Here is a 15,586-nt window from a genome sequence, read left to right as displayed (position 1 = left end):
AACTCGGGGGCTGAACGGAACCTGAAAAATGGCTTTTCGCTCACATAATGGGGAAAAAAACAACACTCAATACTTATAGGGTCAACACCGAATTTCCGCCGGGCGCGGCAAGTGGTTTCAGCCTCACGCACCCACCGCCCCCCTCGCTGCGGAATGCCCCTGGAGACGCCAGGAAGGCCGCCTGGGAAGTCCAAGCGCATGAGAGAGGACATTCCCTCATTGCGCAAAAAAAAACGCCCCGCGGGGCGTTTTTCATGCATGAACCTGGCTGCCTTCAGGCGCGCAGGCGCGGGTGCCGCTTGAACAGATAACGGTACACGAACCCCGGATAAGCCAGCACCAGAAACAGGCTGAGGGTGATCGCGTAGAACTCCCAGGTCTGGGAAAAGCGATTGCCCAGCGTGGATTCGAACGCGAAACCGAGCGCGCCGACGATGCCGTAGAACACCAGCACTTCGATCAGCCGCATCCAGAACGGCTTGACTGCCGCCACCCCGCCCTGCTTCCAGGGCATGACGGCGAACACCCGTTCCGTCAGGAACGGGAGATTCGCGCTGACCAGGGCCAGCGCGATTAGCAGCCATACCGCCAGAGTCTGGTTCATGGCCCCGTTTTCCGCTTACAGGCTGAGCGAGCTGCGGATGGCCTGCACGCACAGGGCCATCAGGCCGCCGGGCAGGATACCCAGGATCAGGATCAGCGCGCCGTTGACGGACAGCACGCCGCGCTGGCCGCAGGTGGCGACCATCGGGACGGCATCGGCGGCCGGCTCGTCGAAGTACACGACCTTGACCACGCGCAGGTAGTAGAACGCGCCGATCAGCGAGAACAGCACCGCGATCACGGCCAGGGTCACGTGGCCGGCGCTGATCAACGCCTGCAGCACGGCCAGCTTGGCGTAGAAGCCCACCAGCGGCGGGATGCCGGCCAGCGAGAACATCAGCAGCAGCACGATGGCGGCATGCCACGGGCTGCGGCGGTTCAGGCCCTTCAGGTCGTCGATGTGCTCGCACTCGAAGCCTTGGCGCGACAGCAGCAGCACGATGCCGAAGCTGGCCAGCGTGGTCAGCACGTAGGTCAGCATGTAGAACAGCGAGGCGCCGTAGGCGGCCGACGACAGTTCCGGCTTGCCCGCAACCGAACCCGACATCAGGCCCAGCAGCACGAAGCCCATGTGCGAGATGGTCGAATAAGCCAGCATGCGCTTGAAGTTGGACTGCGCGATGGCGGTCAGGTTGCCGATGGCCAGCGACAGCACCGCCAGGATCATCAGCATCGGTTGCCAATCGGCAGCCAGGCCATGCAGGCCGTCGACCAGCAGGCGCAGCGTGATCGCAAAGGCGGCCAGCTTGGGCGCGCCGCCCAGGATCAGGGTGACGGCGGTGGGCGAACCCTGATAGACGTCGGGAACCCACATGTGGAACGGCACGGCGCCAAGCTTGAACGCCAGGCCGGACACCAGGAACACGATGCCGAACACCAGGGCCAGCTTCTCGGCCTTGCCCGCGGCGATGACCTTGGACACTTCCGCCAGATCCAGATGGCCGGTGGCGCCGTAGATCATGGACATGCCGTACAGCAGGAAGCCCGAGGCCAGCGCGCCCAGCACGAAGTACTTCATGGCGGCTTCGGTGGCCACGACGTTGTCGCGACGCAGCGCGATCAGCGCGTACAGCGCCAGCGACATCAGTTCCAGGCCCAGGTAGATGGAGATCAGGTTCCCGGAGGAGATCATGACCATCTGGCCCAGCAGGGCGAACAGCGTCAGGACGTAGAGTTCACCGCCGCGCATCATGTCGCGCACTTGCGCGTAGACGCGGCCGTAGACCAGGGTCGCGCCCACGGCGATGTAGGACGCGATCTTGAGCAGGTGCGACAGTTCGTCCGTGACGTACAGGCCGTTGAAGGTCGATCCGGCGACGCCGTTCTTCCATTGCAGGGCCGACACCACGGTCAGCACGCCCAATGCAAGCATGGACAGCAGAAACGTCGGCTTGCGCTCGGGGTGATTGCTGACCGCGTCGACGAGCAGGATAGCCAGGCCGAAAACCAGCAGAAGGATTTCCGGTGTCGCCAGGGCGAAATCGATTTGGGATTGCATCATTGTCTTGTCTTACAGTTTCGAGACGGCAACGTGTTGCAGCAGGGCCTCCACCGAAACGTGCATCACGTCGGTGAAGGGCTTGGGATAGATCCCCATGTACAACACGGCGATCGCCATCACGCCAAGAATCACAAACTCGCGGCGGTTGATATCGGTCAGCTCGCGCACGTGGTCGTTGGCGACGTCGCCCAGGACCACGCGCTTGACCATCCACAGCGAGTACGAAGCGCCCAGGATCAGGGCGGTCGCCGCCAGCAGGCCGATCCAGAAGTTGTGCTCGACCGCGCCCATGATCACCATGAACTCGCCGACGAAACCGCTGGTGGCCGGCAGGCCGCTGTTGGCCATCGAGAACAGGATGAAGAAAGTCGCGAAACGCGGCATGACGTTGACCACGCCGCCATAGTCGGCGATGCGGCGCGAGTGCATGCGGTCATAGAGCACGCCGATACACATGAACATGGCGCCCGACACGAAGCCGTGCGAGATCATCTGCACGATGGCGCCTTCGACGCCGGCCGTGTTGAAGATGAAGAAGCCCAGCGTCACGAAGCCCATGTGGGCAACCGACGAATAAGCCACCAGTTTCTTCATGTCGTCCTGGACGATCGCGACCAGGCCGATGTAGATCACGGCGATCAGCGACAGCGTGATCATCATGCCGGCCAGGCTGTGCGAGGCGTCGGGAGCGATCGGCAGCGAGAAGCGCAGGAAACCGTAGGCGCCCAGCTTCAGCATGATCGCGGCCAGCACGATGGAGCCGCCCGTGGGGGCTTCGACGTGGGCGTCGGGCAACCACGTGTGCACCGGCCACATCGGCACCTTGACGGCGAAAGCCGCCAGCAAGGCCACGAAGATCAGGATCTGCGGGGTGTAGCCCAGCTTGGTCTGCTGCCAGGTCAGGATGTCGAACGAACCGCCCGACACGTTCCACAGGTACACGAAGGCGACCAGCGTCAACAGCGAGCCCATCAGCGTGTACAGGAAGAACTTGAACGCCGCGTACACGCGGTTCGGTCCGCCCCAGACGCCGATGATGATGTACATCGGGATCAGCGTGGCTTCGAAGAACACGTAGAACAGCATGCCGTCCAGCGCGCAGAACACGCCCACCATCAGACCCGACAGGATCAGGAAGGCGGCCATGTACTGGGCGACGCGGCTGGTGATGACTTCCCAGCCGGCCAGCACCACGATGATGGTGATGAAGGCCGTCAGGAGCACGAACCACATCGAGATGCCGTCGATGCCCAGGTGGTAATTGACGTTGAAGGCCTCGATCCAGGAGGTCTTCTCCACGAACTGCATCTTGGCCGTGGTGGAGTCGAAACCGGTATACAGCGGGATCGTGACGAGGAAACCGGCGATTGCGCCGACGAGCGACAGGCCGCGCGTCAGGCCGGGACGGTCGTCACGGCCCACCGCCAGCACCAGCAGGCCGAATACGATCGGGACAAAGATCGCAAGCGTGAGCCAGGGGAAAGTGTTGGATGCCATCTCGCTTGCCATCATTGGGGAATCAGCACAAAGAAAGTCACCAGCGCCATGATGCCGATGATCATCGCGAACGCGTAGTGATAGATGAAGCCGGACTGCAGGTGACGGCTGACCGCTGCCACCCAGCCCACCACACGGGCGCTGCCGTTGATCAGCAGGCCGTCGATGATGCCGCGATCGCCGGTCTGCCACAGGCCACGGCCCAGGCAGCGCAGGCCGCGGGCGATGATCTGCTCGTTGACCCAATCCACGTAGTACTTGTTCTCAAGCACCTTGTTGATGCCGGACAGGCTGGACTTGATCTTGGCCGGAACCTTGGGATTGATCAGGTAGCAGTACCAGGCGGTGACGGCGCCAGCCACGACCAGCCAGAACGGAACCGTCTGGAAGGCGTGCAGGCCGAAAGCCACCCAGCCGTGCCACTCTTCATGCAGCTCGTGCATGGCGGGATGCTGCGGCAGGACCTTGATGACGCCGTCGAAGAACTTGCCGAACAGCATCGGGTCGACCACCAGGGCGCCGATGATGACCGACGGGATCGCCAGCAGCACCAGCGGCAGCGTGACCACCCAGGGCGACTCGTGCGGCGTGCCGTGATGGCCATGGCCGTCCGGCTCATGGTCGACGTCGGCCGCGTGGTGATGGTCGTCATGGCCATGGCCGTGACCGGTGGTGTCGAAGCGTTCCTTGCCATGGAAGACCAGGAAGTACACGCGGAACGAGTACAGCGAGGTCACGAACACGCCGATCAGGGTCGAGTAGTACGCGAAGTTCGCGCCCCAGACGTTGGCGGCGCCGGCGGCCTCGATGATGTGTTCCTTCGAGTAGAAGCCCGAGAAGAACGGCGTGCCGACCAGGGCCAGCGTGCCCAGCAGGAAGGTGATCCAGGTGATGGGCATGTACTTGCGCAGGCCGCCCATGTTGCGGATGTCCTGGTCATGGTGCATGCCGATGATGACCGAACCCGCGCCCAGGAACAGCAGCGCCTTGAAGAACGCGTGCGTCATCAGGTGGAAGATCGCGACCGAGTAGGCCGACGCGCCCAGCGCGACCGTCATGTAGCCCAGCTGCGACAGCGTGGAATACGCGACCACGCGCTTGATGTCGTTCTGGATGATGCCCAGGATGCCCAGGAACAGCGCGCCGATGGCGCCGATCACGATGATGAAGGACAGCGCGACGTCGGACAGTTCGAACAGCGGCGAGAAGCGCGCGACCATGAAGATGCCGGCCGTCACCATGGTGGCGGCGTGGATCAGCGCGGAGATCGGGGTCGGGCCTTCCATCGAGTCGGGCAGCCAGGCGTGCAGCGGAACCTGGGCCGATTTGCCCATGGCGCCGATGAACAGGCAGATGCAGGCGACCGTCAGCAGCATCCAGTCGGAACCGGGCAGCGTCAGGGTGGCCAGCTTGTCGGCCTGGGCGAAGACTTCACCGTAGTGCATGGTGCCGGCGTAGGCGAACAGCAGGCCGATGCCCAGCACGAAGCCGAAGTCGCCGACGCGGTTGATCAGGAACGCCTTCATGTTGGCGAAGATCGCCGTGGGACGGGTGTACCAGAAGCCGATCAGCAGGTAAGACACCAGGCCCACCGCTTCCCAGCCGAAGAACAGCTGCACCATGTTGTTCGACATCACCAGCATCAGCATGGAGAACGTGAACAGCGAGATGTACGAGAAGAAGCGCTGGTAGCCGGGATCATCAGCCATGTAGCCGATAGTGTAGATGTGCACCATCAGCGACACCGAGGTCACCACGACCATCATCATGGCCGACAGGGGATCGATCAGGAAGCCGATTTCCAGCTTGGTCTGGCCGATCAGGCTCCAGGTGTAGACCGCGCCGTCGAAGCGCAGGCCGTTGAGCACGTCGTTCAACACCACCACCGAGCCGATGGTGGAGATGAGCACGCCCAGGATGGTGATCATGTGCGAAGCACGGCGGCCGATGGGACGGCCCAGGAACCCGGTGCCGAAGAGGCCCGCGAGAATCGCCCCGGCCAGCGGAGCCAGCGCGATGAGCAAGTAGAGATTGGGTGAGCTAGACATTTTCTTCCAATACCCCGTTCAGCCCTTCAGGCGATCGAGTTCGTCAACGTTGATCGTGTTCAGGTTGCGGAACAGCAGCACCAGGATGGCCAGGCCGATCGCCGCTTCAGCAGCAGCCACGGTCAGGATGAAGAACACGAACACCTGGCCGGCGGTATCGCCGAACCAGCTGGAGAACGCCACGAAGTTCATGTTGACGGCCAGGAGCACCAGCTCGATGGACATCAGGAGAATGATCAGGTTGCGGCGGTTCAGGAAGATGCCGAAGATCCCGATGGCGAACAGGATCGCCCCGAGGATCAGATAGTGGGCCAGCGTCAGCGTCATTTTTGTTCTCCTTGGGGCGCGGCGGCGGTCGGGGTGCCGTTGTGCGCCTGGGCGCGCTCGCTCTGGGCGGGCATGCTCACCATGCGGTAACGGTCCTTCGCACGCACGCGGACGGCGGCCACCGGGTCGTTGTACTTCACGTCGCGGCGGCGGCGCAGGGTCAGCGCGATGGCGGCAACCATGCCCACCAGCAGCAGCGCGGCGCCCACTTCAATCGCGTAGATGTACTGGGTGTACATCGCTTCGCCCAGCGCGCGGGCGTTGTTGTAGTCGCCGGCAACCGGAGCTTGCGGGCCCGCGCCGTACCAGGTCGAACCCAGCACGAAGGCCATTTCCAGCACCATCACCAGGCCGATGACCAGGCCCAGCGGCAGGTAGGTCTTCATGCCCTGGCGCAAGGCATCCATGCGGATGTCCAGCATCATCACGACGAAGAGGAAGAGCACCATCACGGCGCCCACGTACACCAGCACCAGCAGCAGCGCGAGGAACTCGGCGCCCAGCAGCATCCACAGCATGGCCGCGTTGACGAATGCCAGGATCAGGTGCAGGACGGCGGTGACCGGGCTGCGCGCGGTGATCACGCGGAACGCCGCGATCACCAGCACGGCGGCCAGTATGTAAAACAGGACAGTGGTAAAAGTCATGGATCAGGTCCTGGGCTTCAACGATAGGGAGCGTCTTCGGCCCGGCGGCGGGCGATGTCGGCTTCGTAGCGGTCGCCCACGGCGAGCAGCATGTCTTTGGTGAAATACAGGTCGCCGCGCTTTTCGCCGTGGTATTCGTGGATATGCGTTTCCACGATGGAGTCCACGGGGCAGCTTTCCTCACAGAAGCCGCAGAAAATGCACTTGGTCAGGTCGATGTCGTAACGCGTGGTGCGGCGGGTGCCGTCGTCGCGCTGGTCCGACTCGATCGTGATGGCCAGCGCGGGGCACACGGCTTCACACAGCTTGCATGCGATGCAGCGCTCTTCCCCGTTGGGGTAGCGGCGCAGCGCGTGCAGGCCGCGGAAACGCGGCGACGCAGGCGTCTTTTCCTGGGGGTAGCGCAAGGTGACCTTGCGCTTGAAGAAATACTTGCCCGTCAGGCGCATGCCCTTGAGCAATTCGGTCAGCATCAGACTGCCGAAGAAATCCTTGATCGCTTCCATATCCTGCCTCTGCCTGGCGGCTTAGCGCCAAATGTTCCAGGGCGTCTGCATCCAGATCGCCACCACGACCAGCCAAACGCCGGTCAGCGGGATGAAGATTTTCCAACCCAAGCGCATGATCTGGTCATAGCGGTAACGCGGGAACGACGCGCGGAACCACACGAACAACGAGACCACGAAAAACGTCTTGAGACCCAGCCAGATCCAACCGGGGATCCAGGTCAGCGGCGCGATGTCGATCGGGGAAGCCCAGCCGCCCAGGAACATGATCGAGGCCATGCAGGACAGCAGGATCATGTTGGCGTATTCGCCCAGGAAGAACAGCGCGAAGGCCATGCCCGAGTATTCGACCATATGGCCGGCCACGATTTCCGATTCGCCTTCGACCACGTCGAACGGGTGGCGGTTGGTTTCAGCCACGGCCGAAATCACGTAGATCACGAACAACGGCAAGAGCGGCAGCCAGTTCCAGGACAGGAACGTCAGGCCCTTGTCGGCGAACCAGCCGCGGTTCTGCACGTGCACGATCTCGGACATGTTCAGGCTGCCGGACACCAGCAGCACCGTCACCAGCACGAAGCCGATGGCCAGTTCGTAGGACAGCATCTGCGCGGAAGCGCGCAGCGCGCCCAGGAAGGCGTACTTGGAGTTGGATGCCCAACCCGCGACGATCACGCCATACACGCCCACGGACGTGATGGCCATGATGTACAGGAGGCCGGCGTTGACGTTGGCCAGGACCACGTCGGGACCGAACGGCACCACCGCCCAGGCGGCCAGGGCCGGCATCAGCGTGACCACCGGGGCCACGATGAACAGCACCTTGTTGGCCTGCGACGGAACCACCACTTCCTTGGTCAGCAGCTTGAACACGTCGGCGAACGGCTGCAGCAGCCCCTTGAAACCGACGCGGTTCGGACCCATGCGCACGTGCATGGCGCCGATCATCTTGCGCTCCCAGTACGTCAGGTAAGCCACGCACAGGATGATGGGCACGGCGATGATCACAATCTTGATGAGGGTCCAGAGGACCATCCAGACCGTCGGGCCCAGCAGTGCCGTACCCTGGCTCTCAAGAACATTAAGCCATTCCATCAGGCACGCTCCACGCTGATTTGACCGAATGCGCCACCCAGGGCCGCGGTGTTTTCAAAGGCTGCGGAGATGCGCACGGCGCGGTCGGCCACGGCATCGTCCTGCACGGTTTCGAGTTCGATGGCGCCCTGCCCGCTCGACACGCGCACCTTGACGCCGGCCGTCAGGCCCAGGCTGGTGAGCGTGCGGCCGTTCATGGCGGCAGCCGGCTTCTTCGAGGCCGGTGCCGCTTGCAGCGGCTCCGAGCGGCGGACCATGGCGTCGGTGCGGTAGATCGGCACGTCGGCGACGCGCTCCAGGCCGCTCGCGGCCTGGCCCAGGCCCAGCGGAGCCTTGATCTCGTTGGACAGGCGGCCTTCGATGCCGCCAGCCAGCGCGGCGTCGCGCACGGACTCGGAGGTCTCGTCGTCGAATCCGGCCAGATGCAGGACGTTGCCCAGCACGCGCAGGACCTTCCAACCCGGACGGGTCTGGCCGAACGGCGTGACCGTGCCCTTGAAGCTCTGGGCCAGGCCTTGCGCGTTGACGTAGGTACCCGAGGTTTCGGTGAACGGCGCGACCGGCAGCATGACGTCGGCCCATTCGGCGGCGGCCGAACGGTAGGGCGTCAGGGCCACGGCGAACTGCGCGCCGCGCAGCGCGGCAATGGCCTGCTGGCCGTTGTCGGCATCCAGCAGCGGCTCGGCGTGCAGCACCACATAGGCCTTCAGCGGCTCGGCCAGCATGGCGGCGGCGTTCTTGCCGCCCTTGCCCGGAATGGCGCCGGCCAGGTAACCGCCGACGGTGTTGCCGCCGGAGGTCAGGAAGCCGAACTTGCCGCCGGCCAGGTCCGCCACGGCGCGGCCGTTGGCGGCCAGGGTCGAAGCCTGGGCGCTGGCCACGGCCAGGTTGCCCATCAGCACGGCGGTGTTGGCGCCGGAAGCCAGGCTGGCAGCGATGAGCTTGGCGTTTTCGCCGGGCGCGACCGAGGCGAACTCGGCCGGCACGGCCTGTTCCTTGGCCTGGGCCAGGGCAACGGCCACCTCGGCCAGCGCGCCCGCCAGCTCGGACGGAGCCACGGTGATACGGGCGGCCACCGGCATCAGGGGATCGTCGGCGGCGCTGTCGACCATCAGGATCTGGGTGCCGCGCTTGGCGGCCTGGCGCAGACGCTGCGCCATCAGCGGGTGGTCCTTGCGCAGGAACGAGCCGACCACCAGGACGCGGTCCAGGTTGTCGAGTTCGGCGATCGGCATGCCCAGCCACGGCGCGCCGGTCAGGGCGGCGTCAAAGGCGGCATCCGTCTGGCGCAGGCGGAAATCGATGTTCTCGGAACCCAGCGCGCGGACCAGGCGGCCCAGCAGCGCGTATTCCTCGGTGGTGGCGTATTCGGACGCCAGGGCGCCGATCTGGCCGGCGCCGAAGCTGTCGCGCACGCGGGACAGGCCCTGGGCCACGGCGGCAAGCGCGTCGCTCCAGGAAGCTTCCTGCCACTTGCCGTCGGTGCCCTTGATCATCGGAGCCGACAGGCGGTCTTCGCTGTTCAGGCCTTCGTACGAGAAGCGGTCGCGGTCGCTGATCCAGCATTCGTTGACGGCTTCGTCTTCGAACGGCACCACGCGCATGACGCGGTCGCCCTTGACCTGGACCACCAGGTTGGCGCCCAGGCTGTCGTGCGGGCTGACCGAACGGCGGCGGGCCAGTTCCCAGGTGCGAGCGCTGTAGCGGAAGGGCTTGGAGGTCAGCGCGCCCACCGGACAGATGTCGATCATGTTGCCCGACAGTTCGGACTCGATCGAGCGGCCGACGAAGGTCGTGATCTCGGAGTGCTCGCCACGGCCCAGCATGCCCAGTTCCATGACGCCGGCGATTTCCTGGCCGAAGCGCACGCAGCGGGTGCAGTGGATGCAGCGGCTCATTTCCTCGGCGGAAACCAGCGGACCCAGGTCCTTGTGGAACACCACGCGCTTTTCTTCCTGGTAACGCGAGGAAGAGCCGCCGTAGCCCACGGCCAGGTCCTGCAGCTGGCATTCGCCGCCCTGATCGCAGATCGGGCAGTCGAGGGGGTGATTGATGAGCAAGAATTCCATCACCGATTTCTGAGCGGCGATAGCCTTCTCGGAGCAGGTGTGGACGACCATGCCGTTGGTCACGGGCGTGGCGCAGGCGGGCAGCGCCTTGGGCGCTTTTTCCACTTCAACCAGGCACATGCGGCAGTTGGCCGCGATGGACAGTTTCTTGTGGTAGCAGAAATGCGGCACGTAAAGCCCGACTTTCTGGGCGGCATGCATGACCATGCTGCCTTCGGGCACTTCGACCTTGTTGCCGTCGACGGTTAGTTCAACCATTGCTGTTCCTGAGACCTACAGATATTGCGGGACCACACAAGACTTGTGCTCGATGTGGTGCGCGAATTCGTCGCGAAAATGCTTGAGAAAGCCACGGACGGGCATGGCGGCGGCGTCACCCAGGGCGCAGATGGTGCGGCCCATGATGTTGCCCGCCACGTTGTCCAGCAAGTCCAGATCTTCCGGACGGCCGTGACCGTTTTCGATGCGATGCACCATGCGGTAGAGCCAGCCGGTGCCTTCACGGCACGGCGTGCACTGGCCGCAGCTTTCCTCGAAATAGAAGTACGACAGGCGCAAGAGCGACTTCACCATGCAGCGCGTTTCGTCCATGACGATCACGGCGCCCGAGCCCAGCATCGAGCCGGCCTTGGCGATGGAGTCATAGTCCATCGTGCATTCCATGATGATGTCGGCCGGCAGCACCGGTGCGCTCGAACCGCCGGGGATCACGGCCTTCAGCTTCTTGCCGCCGCGCATGCCGCCCGCCAGTTCCAGCAGGGTCGAGAACGGGGTGCCCAGCGGGATCTCGTAGTTGCCGGGACGTTCGACGTCGCCGGTGATCGAGAACAGCTTGGTGCCGCCGTTGTTCGGCTTGCCGACTTCGAGGTAGGCCTGGCCGCTGTTGCGGATGATCCAGGGCACCGCCGCGAACGTTTCGGTGTTGTTGATCGTGGTGGGCTTGCCGTACAGGCCGAAGCTGGCCGGGAACGGCGGCTTGAAGCGCGGCTGGCCCTTCTTGCCTTCCAGCGATTCCAGCAGCGCGGTTTCCTCGCCGCAGATGTAGGCGCCATAGCCGTGGAACGCGTGCAGCTGGAAGCTGTAATCCGAACCCAGGATCTTGTCGCCCAGGAAGCCGGCGGCGCGCGCCTCTTCCAGCGCTTCCTCGAAGCGCTCGTAGACTTCGAAGATTTCGCCGTGGATGTAGTTGTAGCCGACGCTGATGCCCATGGCGTAGGCCGCGATGGCCATGCCTTCAATCACGATGTGCGGATTGAAGCGCAGGATGTCGCGGTCCTTGAACGTGCCCGGTTCGCCTTCGTCGGAGTTGCAGACCAGGTACTTCTGGCCCGGGAAGGCGCGCGGCATGAAGCTCCACTTCAGGCCGGTCGGGAAGCCCGCGCCGCCGCGGCCGCGCAGGCCGGAGGCCTTGACCTCGGCGATCACGTCTTCCGGCTTCATGCCGGTGGTCAGGATCTTCTTCAGGGCTTCGTAGCCGCCGCGCTTGACGTAGTCGGCCAGGCGCCAGTTGGCGCCGTCGACGTCAGCCATGATCTGCGGCTGGATGTGCCGGCCATGCAGGCACATCGAATTAGAAACGTCGTTCAGCGGGTTGGGGTCCAGCCCCTGCGCGAACTGCTTGTACAGGTCGGGCGCGTTCATGCCGACTCTCCTTGCACCTTGAGGGCCGCGACCAGCGCGTCCAGCTTCTCTTCGGTCATGCGCACGCACATATGCTTGTTGTTCACGATCAGCACGGGCGAGTCGCCGCAGGCGCCCATGCACTCGCCTTCCACCAGGGTGAACTGGCCGTCGGGAGTGGTGCCGCGGTAGTCGACGCCCAGCTTGCGCTTGAGGTAGTCGCCGGCGCGTTCGCCGTCGCGCAAGGCACAGGGCAGGTTCGTGCAGACGGCGATCTTGTTCTTGCCGACGGGCTTGACGTCGAACATGTTGTAGAAGGTGGCGACTTCCTGGACCGCGATGGGCGGAACGCCGATGTAGTTGGCCACATCTTCAATGATTTCGGTAGCCAACCAGCCCTTCTCTTCTTGCGCGATGGCAAGCGAGGCCATGATGGCGGACTGCCGCTGGTCGGCCGGGAACTTCGCGAGTTCTCGGTCGATTTTCTGGTAGGCCTGTTCGGAAAGCAGCATAGTTTGAATCCGGGTTATGCGGGCGTGCTCGTGACTGTCTGGGCGGATCAGCGATCGATTTCGCCGAAAACGATGTCCTGCGTGCCAATGATGGTGACGGCGTCGGCGATCATGTGACCGCGCGACATTTCATCCAGCGATTGCAGGTGGACAAAGCCGGGGGCCCGAATCTTCAGGCGGTAAGGCTTGTTGGCGCCGTCGGACACCATATAGATGCCGAATTCGCCCTTGGGGTGCTCCACCGAGGCGTACGCTTCACCGGGAGGAACGTGGAAACCTTCAGTGAAGAGCTTGAAGTGGTGGATCAGCTCTTCCATGTTGGTCTTCATGGCGGTGCGCTTGGGCGGAGCGATCTTGTGGTTCTCGATCATGACCGGGCCCGGGTTGTTGCGCAGCCACTCCACGCACTGGCGGATGATGCGGTTGCTTTCACGCATTTCGGCGATACGGACCAGGTAGCGGTCATAGCAGTCGCCGTTGACACCCACGGGGATGTCGAAATCGAGCAGATCGTAGACTTCGTAGGGCTGCATCTTGCGCAGGTCCCAGGCCACGCCCGAACCGCGCAGCATGGGGCCGGTGAAGCCCAGCGCCTTGGCGCGATCAGGGTCGACCACGCCGATGCCCACCAGACGCTGCTTCCAGATGCGGTTGTCGGTCAGCAGGGTTTCGTACTCGTCGACGCAAGCCGGGAAGCGGTTGGTGAAGTCTTCGATGAAATCCAGCAGCGAACCCGAACGCGCGTCGTTCATGACGCGCATTTCCTTGTCGCCGCGGTACTTGCTGGTGTCGCCGTATTGCGGCATCGAGTCCGGCAGGTCGCGGTAGACGCCGCCCGGGCGGTAGTAGGCCGCGTGCATGCGCGCGCCCGAGACCGCTTCGTAGCAGTCCATCAGGTCTTCGCGTTCACGGAAGGCATACAGGAACACCGCCATGGCGCCCACGTCCAGCGCGTGCGAGCCCAGCGACATCAGGTGGTTCAGCAGACGGGTGATCTCGTCGAACATCACGCGGATGTACTGCGCGCGCAGCGGGGCTTCGACACCCAGCAGCTTCTCGATGGCCATGACATAGGCGTGCTCGTTGCACATCATGGACACGTAGTCCAGGCGATCCATGTAGGGCAGCGCCTGGATGTAGGTCTTGTGTTCGGCCAGTTTTTCGGTGGCGCGGTGCAGCAGGCCGATGTGCGGATCGGCGCGCTGGATCACTTCGCCGTCGAGCTCGAGCACCAGGCGCAGCACGCCGTGCGCGGCCGGGTGCTGGGGGCCGAAGTTGAGCGTGTAGTTCTTGATTTCTGCCATGATTTAACGCCCCAAGCCGTAGGAGTCTTCGCGGACCACGCGCGGAGTGATCTCGCGCGGATCAATCGTGACCGGCTGGTAAATGACGCGCCGTTGTTCCGGGTCGTAGCGCATTTCTACGGTGCCGGACAGCGGGAAGTCCTTGCGGAAGGGATGGCCGATGAAGCCATAGTCGGTGAGGATGCGGCGCAGGTCCGGATGGCCTTCGAAGACGATGCCGTACAGGTCGAAGGCTTCGCGTTCGAACCAGCCCACGGCCGGCCAGCATTCCATCAGCGACGCGACGATGGGGAACTCGTCGTCCTCGGCCCAGGTGCGCACGCGCAGGCGCCAGTTGTTCTCGATCGAGAGCAGGTGCGCGACCACGGCGAAACGCGAACGGTGGATCTTGGCGGTCGCTTCCTCGGGCAGCTGGCGCGTGCCGTTGCCCCAGGTCAGGTAGTCGACGCCGCAGAGGTCGATACAGGTTTCAAAGCGCAGGCCGGCTTCGGTGCGCAGCTTGTTGCAGACGGAGAACCACTGCTGCGCGGGCACTTCGAGCGTCAGCTCGCCCAACGCCTCGGTCAGCGCGATATCCGCGCCGAGGGTAGTCTGCAAATTGTTTTTCAGGGTTTCGAGCCTGGTCATCATCTTGTACGCTTAGGTGAACCGATACGCTGGTTTCGCGGGGCCGGCGGCACGAACTGCCGCCTGGCGCGGCGAAGCTCAGCGCGCAATCGTGTTGGTCAGACGGATCTTGTTCTGCATTTGCAGCAAGCCGTAGACCAGCGCCTCGGCCGTGGGCGGGCAGCCCGGCACGTAGACGTCTACCGGTACGATGCGATCGCAGCCACGGACCACCGAATACGAGTAGTGGTAGTAACCGCCGCCGTTGGCACAGGAGCCCATCGAAACCACCCAACGCGGCTCGGGCATCTGGTCATAGACCTTGCGCAGCGCCGGCGCCATCTTGTTGCACAGCGTGCCGGCCACGATCATCAGATCGGACTGGCGCGGGCTGGGCCGGAAGATGATGCCGAATTGGTCCAGGTCGTAGCGGGCCGCGCCCGCGTGCATCATTTCAACCGCGCAACAGGCCAGACCGAAGGTCATGGGCCACATGGAGCCGGTCTTCGCCCAATTAAGGAACTTGTCGGCGCTGGTTGTGATGAACCCTTGCTTGAGAATGCCGTCTATAGCCATATTCGTCTCTGATAGCGTGCTGAGGAAAAACCCGGCGGGTTATTCCCAGTCCAGCGCGCCCTTTTTCCATTCGTAGATGAAGCCGACCGTCAGCACGGCCAGGAATACCATGACCGTCCAGAAACCGACGAGGCCGACCGTGCCCTGGGCGATGGCCCACGGGAACAGGAACGCGATTTCCAGGTCGAAAAGAATGAACAGGATCGCCACGAGGTAGTAGCGCACGTCAAACTTCATGCGGGCGTCTTCGAAGGCCTCGAAACCGCATTCGTACGGCGAGAGCTTCTCGGCGTAGGGACGCCGCGGACCAAGGAGGGAGCCGGCCGTTAGAAGCGCGAACCCGATAAGGGTGGCCACTACGATAAACAGCAGGACGGGAAAATACTGTTGCAGGTTCATTCAGGCGTCCGTCAAATGCGCAAACCTTAGGATTGTAGCATTCGCGCGGTTACTTCTGGCTGAACTCTGTAGCTCGAACAGCAGGTGAAAGACAGCATTCCTCAAATGGAACAATGGCTGTTTTCAGCACCGGTGCGCAAGCATACAGCAGCCTGCCGATGCACGCACAAACACACGCAAAAACACAGGCGCATAAACGAAAAAAACCACCCCGAAGGGTGGTTTCATACGAACGGGCCGAAGCCCGTTCGCGCACTTTAAATCCAGGCAGGACTT

Annotated in this window: 15 protein-coding genes; all 15 read right to left on the bottom strand. The window is 63.5% G+C overall.

Annotated features, from left to right (window positions below; all coding sequences use genetic code 11):
• Nucleotides 1-274: 274 nt before the first annotated feature.
• The 15 genes from BRO63_RS06655 to BRO63_RS06585 all read right to left on the bottom strand — a co-directional run bounded on the left by BRO63_RS06655 (nucleotide 275) and on the right by BRO63_RS06585 (nucleotide 15,310).
• Nucleotides 275-604 (bottom strand): DUF2818 family protein, encoded by a 330-nt coding sequence (locus BRO63_RS06655; protein ID WP_088138988.1) that lies wholly within the window; start codon nucleotides 602-604, stop codon nucleotides 275-277.
• Between the two features lie 15 nt (nucleotides 605-619).
• Nucleotides 620-2,104: an NADH-quinone oxidoreductase subunit NuoN gene (gene nuoN / locus BRO63_RS06650; RefSeq protein WP_088138987.1), complete on the bottom strand. Its 1,485-nt coding sequence runs from the start codon at nucleotides 2,102-2,104 to the stop codon at nucleotides 620-622.
• Between the two features lie 9 nt (nucleotides 2,105-2,113).
• Nucleotides 2,114-3,616: an NADH-quinone oxidoreductase subunit M gene (locus BRO63_RS06645; protein WP_013392151.1), complete on the bottom strand. Its 1,503-nt coding sequence runs from the start codon at nucleotides 3,614-3,616 to the stop codon at nucleotides 2,114-2,116.
• Complete coding sequence (gene nuoL / locus BRO63_RS06640) at nucleotides 3,613-5,649, bottom strand: NADH-quinone oxidoreductase subunit L (protein WP_088138986.1); 2,037 nt, start codon at nucleotides 5,647-5,649, stop codon at nucleotides 3,613-3,615. Before nuoL ends, BRO63_RS06645 begins: the two co-directional genes overlap by 4 nt.
• Before the next feature lie 18 nt (nucleotides 5,650-5,667).
• Nucleotides 5,668-5,976 (bottom strand): NADH-quinone oxidoreductase subunit NuoK, encoded by a 309-nt coding sequence (gene nuoK / locus BRO63_RS06635; RefSeq protein ID WP_006217969.1) that lies wholly within the window; start codon nucleotides 5,974-5,976, stop codon nucleotides 5,668-5,670.
• Nucleotides 5,973-6,623: an NADH-quinone oxidoreductase subunit J gene (locus tag BRO63_RS06630; RefSeq protein WP_088138985.1), complete on the bottom strand. Its 651-nt coding sequence runs from the start codon at nucleotides 6,621-6,623 to the stop codon at nucleotides 5,973-5,975. Before BRO63_RS06630 ends, nuoK begins: the two co-directional genes overlap by 4 nt.
• A gap of 17 nt (nucleotides 6,624-6,640) precedes the next feature.
• On the bottom strand, nucleotides 6,641-7,129 hold the full coding sequence (gene nuoI, locus BRO63_RS06625) for an NADH-quinone oxidoreductase subunit NuoI (RefSeq protein ID WP_008161196.1): 489 nt from the start codon (nucleotides 7,127-7,129) through the stop codon (nucleotides 6,641-6,643).
• A gap of 21 nt (nucleotides 7,130-7,150) precedes the next feature.
• The gene (nuoH, locus tag BRO63_RS06620; protein WP_088138984.1) at nucleotides 7,151-8,224 is read right to left on the bottom strand and encodes an NADH-quinone oxidoreductase subunit NuoH; all 1,074 of its coding nucleotides are present in this window, start codon (nucleotides 8,222-8,224) and stop codon (nucleotides 7,151-7,153) included.
• On the bottom strand, nucleotides 8,224-10,551 hold the full coding sequence (gene nuoG / locus BRO63_RS06615; RefSeq protein WP_088138983.1) for an NADH-quinone oxidoreductase subunit NuoG: 2,328 nt from the start codon (nucleotides 10,549-10,551) through the stop codon (nucleotides 8,224-8,226). The genes nuoH and nuoG overlap by 1 nt, the downstream gene beginning before the upstream one ends.
• Nucleotides 10,552-10,566: 15 nt before the next feature.
• A complete protein-coding gene (gene nuoF, locus BRO63_RS06610; protein WP_088138982.1) occupies nucleotides 10,567-11,934 on the bottom strand; it encodes an NADH-quinone oxidoreductase subunit NuoF in 1,368 nt (455 codons plus the stop codon).
• Nucleotides 11,931-12,425 (bottom strand): NADH-quinone oxidoreductase subunit NuoE, encoded by a 495-nt coding sequence (gene nuoE, locus BRO63_RS06605; protein ID WP_013392145.1) that lies wholly within the window; start codon nucleotides 12,423-12,425, stop codon nucleotides 11,931-11,933. The genes nuoF and nuoE overlap by 4 nt, the downstream gene beginning before the upstream one ends.
• Nucleotides 12,426-12,472: 47 nt before the next feature.
• The gene (locus BRO63_RS06600; protein WP_088138981.1) at nucleotides 12,473-13,729 is read right to left on the bottom strand and encodes an NADH-quinone oxidoreductase subunit D; all 1,257 of its coding nucleotides are present in this window, start codon (nucleotides 13,727-13,729) and stop codon (nucleotides 12,473-12,475) included.
• A gap of 3 nt (nucleotides 13,730-13,732) precedes the next feature.
• A complete protein-coding gene (locus tag BRO63_RS06595; protein ID WP_088138980.1) occupies nucleotides 13,733-14,359 on the bottom strand; it encodes an NADH-quinone oxidoreductase subunit C in 627 nt (208 codons plus the stop codon).
• A 75-nt stretch (nucleotides 14,360-14,434) separates the two neighbouring features.
• Complete coding sequence (locus BRO63_RS06590) at nucleotides 14,435-14,911, bottom strand: NuoB/complex I 20 kDa subunit family protein (protein WP_006217960.1); 477 nt, start codon at nucleotides 14,909-14,911, stop codon at nucleotides 14,435-14,437.
• Between the two features lie 39 nt (nucleotides 14,912-14,950).
• Complete coding sequence (locus tag BRO63_RS06585) at nucleotides 14,951-15,310, bottom strand: NADH-quinone oxidoreductase subunit A (protein ID WP_006217959.1); 360 nt, start codon at nucleotides 15,308-15,310, stop codon at nucleotides 14,951-14,953.
• Nucleotides 15,311-15,586 lie beyond the last annotated feature (276 nt).

The organism is Achromobacter xylosoxidans (genome assembly GCF_002192695.1).
GTDB lineage: Bacteria > Pseudomonadota > Gammaproteobacteria > Burkholderiales > Burkholderiaceae_B > Achromobacter > Achromobacter xylosoxidans_C.
Note: the sequence above shows the minus strand (reverse complement) of the source record. Positions and strands in the feature narration are given on the sequence as shown.

What these genes read in the sequence shown, in the direction of transcription:
- BRO63_RS06655 (WP_088138988.1), bottom strand. Translation starts at nt 604, where the DNA reads ATGAACCAGACTCTGGCGGTATGGCTGCTAATCGCGCTGGCCCTGGTC.
- nuoN (WP_088138987.1), bottom strand. Translation starts at nt 2,104, where the DNA reads ATGATGCAATCCCAAATCGATTTCGCCCTGGCGACACCGGAAATCCTT.
- BRO63_RS06645 (WP_013392151.1), bottom strand. Translation starts at nt 3,616, where the DNA reads ATGATGGCAAGCGAGATGGCATCCAACACTTTCCCCTGGCTCACGCTT.
- nuoL (WP_088138986.1), bottom strand. Translation starts at nt 5,649, where the DNA reads ATGTCTAGCTCACCCAATCTCTACTTGCTCATCGCGCTGGCTCCGCTG.
- nuoK (WP_006217969.1), bottom strand. Translation starts at nt 5,976, where the DNA reads ATGACGCTGACGCTGGCCCACTATCTGATCCTCGGGGCGATCCTGTTC.
- BRO63_RS06630 (WP_088138985.1), bottom strand. Translation starts at nt 6,623, where the DNA reads ATGACTTTTACCACTGTCCTGTTTTACATACTGGCCGCCGTGCTGGTG.
- nuoI (WP_008161196.1), bottom strand. Translation starts at nt 7,129, where the DNA reads ATGGAAGCGATCAAGGATTTCTTCGGCAGTCTGATGCTGACCGAATTG.
- nuoH (WP_088138984.1), bottom strand. Translation starts at nt 8,224, where the DNA reads ATGGAATGGCTTAATGTTCTTGAGAGCCAGGGTACGGCACTGCTGGGC.
- nuoG (WP_088138983.1), bottom strand. Translation starts at nt 10,551, where the DNA reads ATGGTTGAACTAACCGTCGACGGCAACAAGGTCGAAGTGCCCGAAGGC.
- nuoF (WP_088138982.1), bottom strand. Translation starts at nt 11,934, where the DNA reads ATGAACGCGCCCGACCTGTACAAGCAGTTCGCGCAGGGGCTGGACCCC.
- nuoE (WP_013392145.1), bottom strand. Translation starts at nt 12,425, where the DNA reads ATGCTGCTTTCCGAACAGGCCTACCAGAAAATCGACCGAGAACTCGCG.
- BRO63_RS06600 (WP_088138981.1), bottom strand. Translation starts at nt 13,729, where the DNA reads ATGGCAGAAATCAAGAACTACACGCTCAACTTCGGCCCCCAGCACCCG.
- BRO63_RS06595 (WP_088138980.1), bottom strand. Translation starts at nt 14,359, where the DNA reads ATGATGACCAGGCTCGAAACCCTGAAAAACAATTTGCAGACTACCCTC.
- BRO63_RS06590 (WP_006217960.1), bottom strand. Translation starts at nt 14,911, where the DNA reads ATGGCTATAGACGGCATTCTCAAGCAAGGGTTCATCACAACCAGCGCC.
- BRO63_RS06585 (WP_006217959.1), bottom strand. Translation starts at nt 15,310, where the DNA reads ATGAACCTGCAACAGTATTTTCCCGTCCTGCTGTTTATCGTAGTGGCC.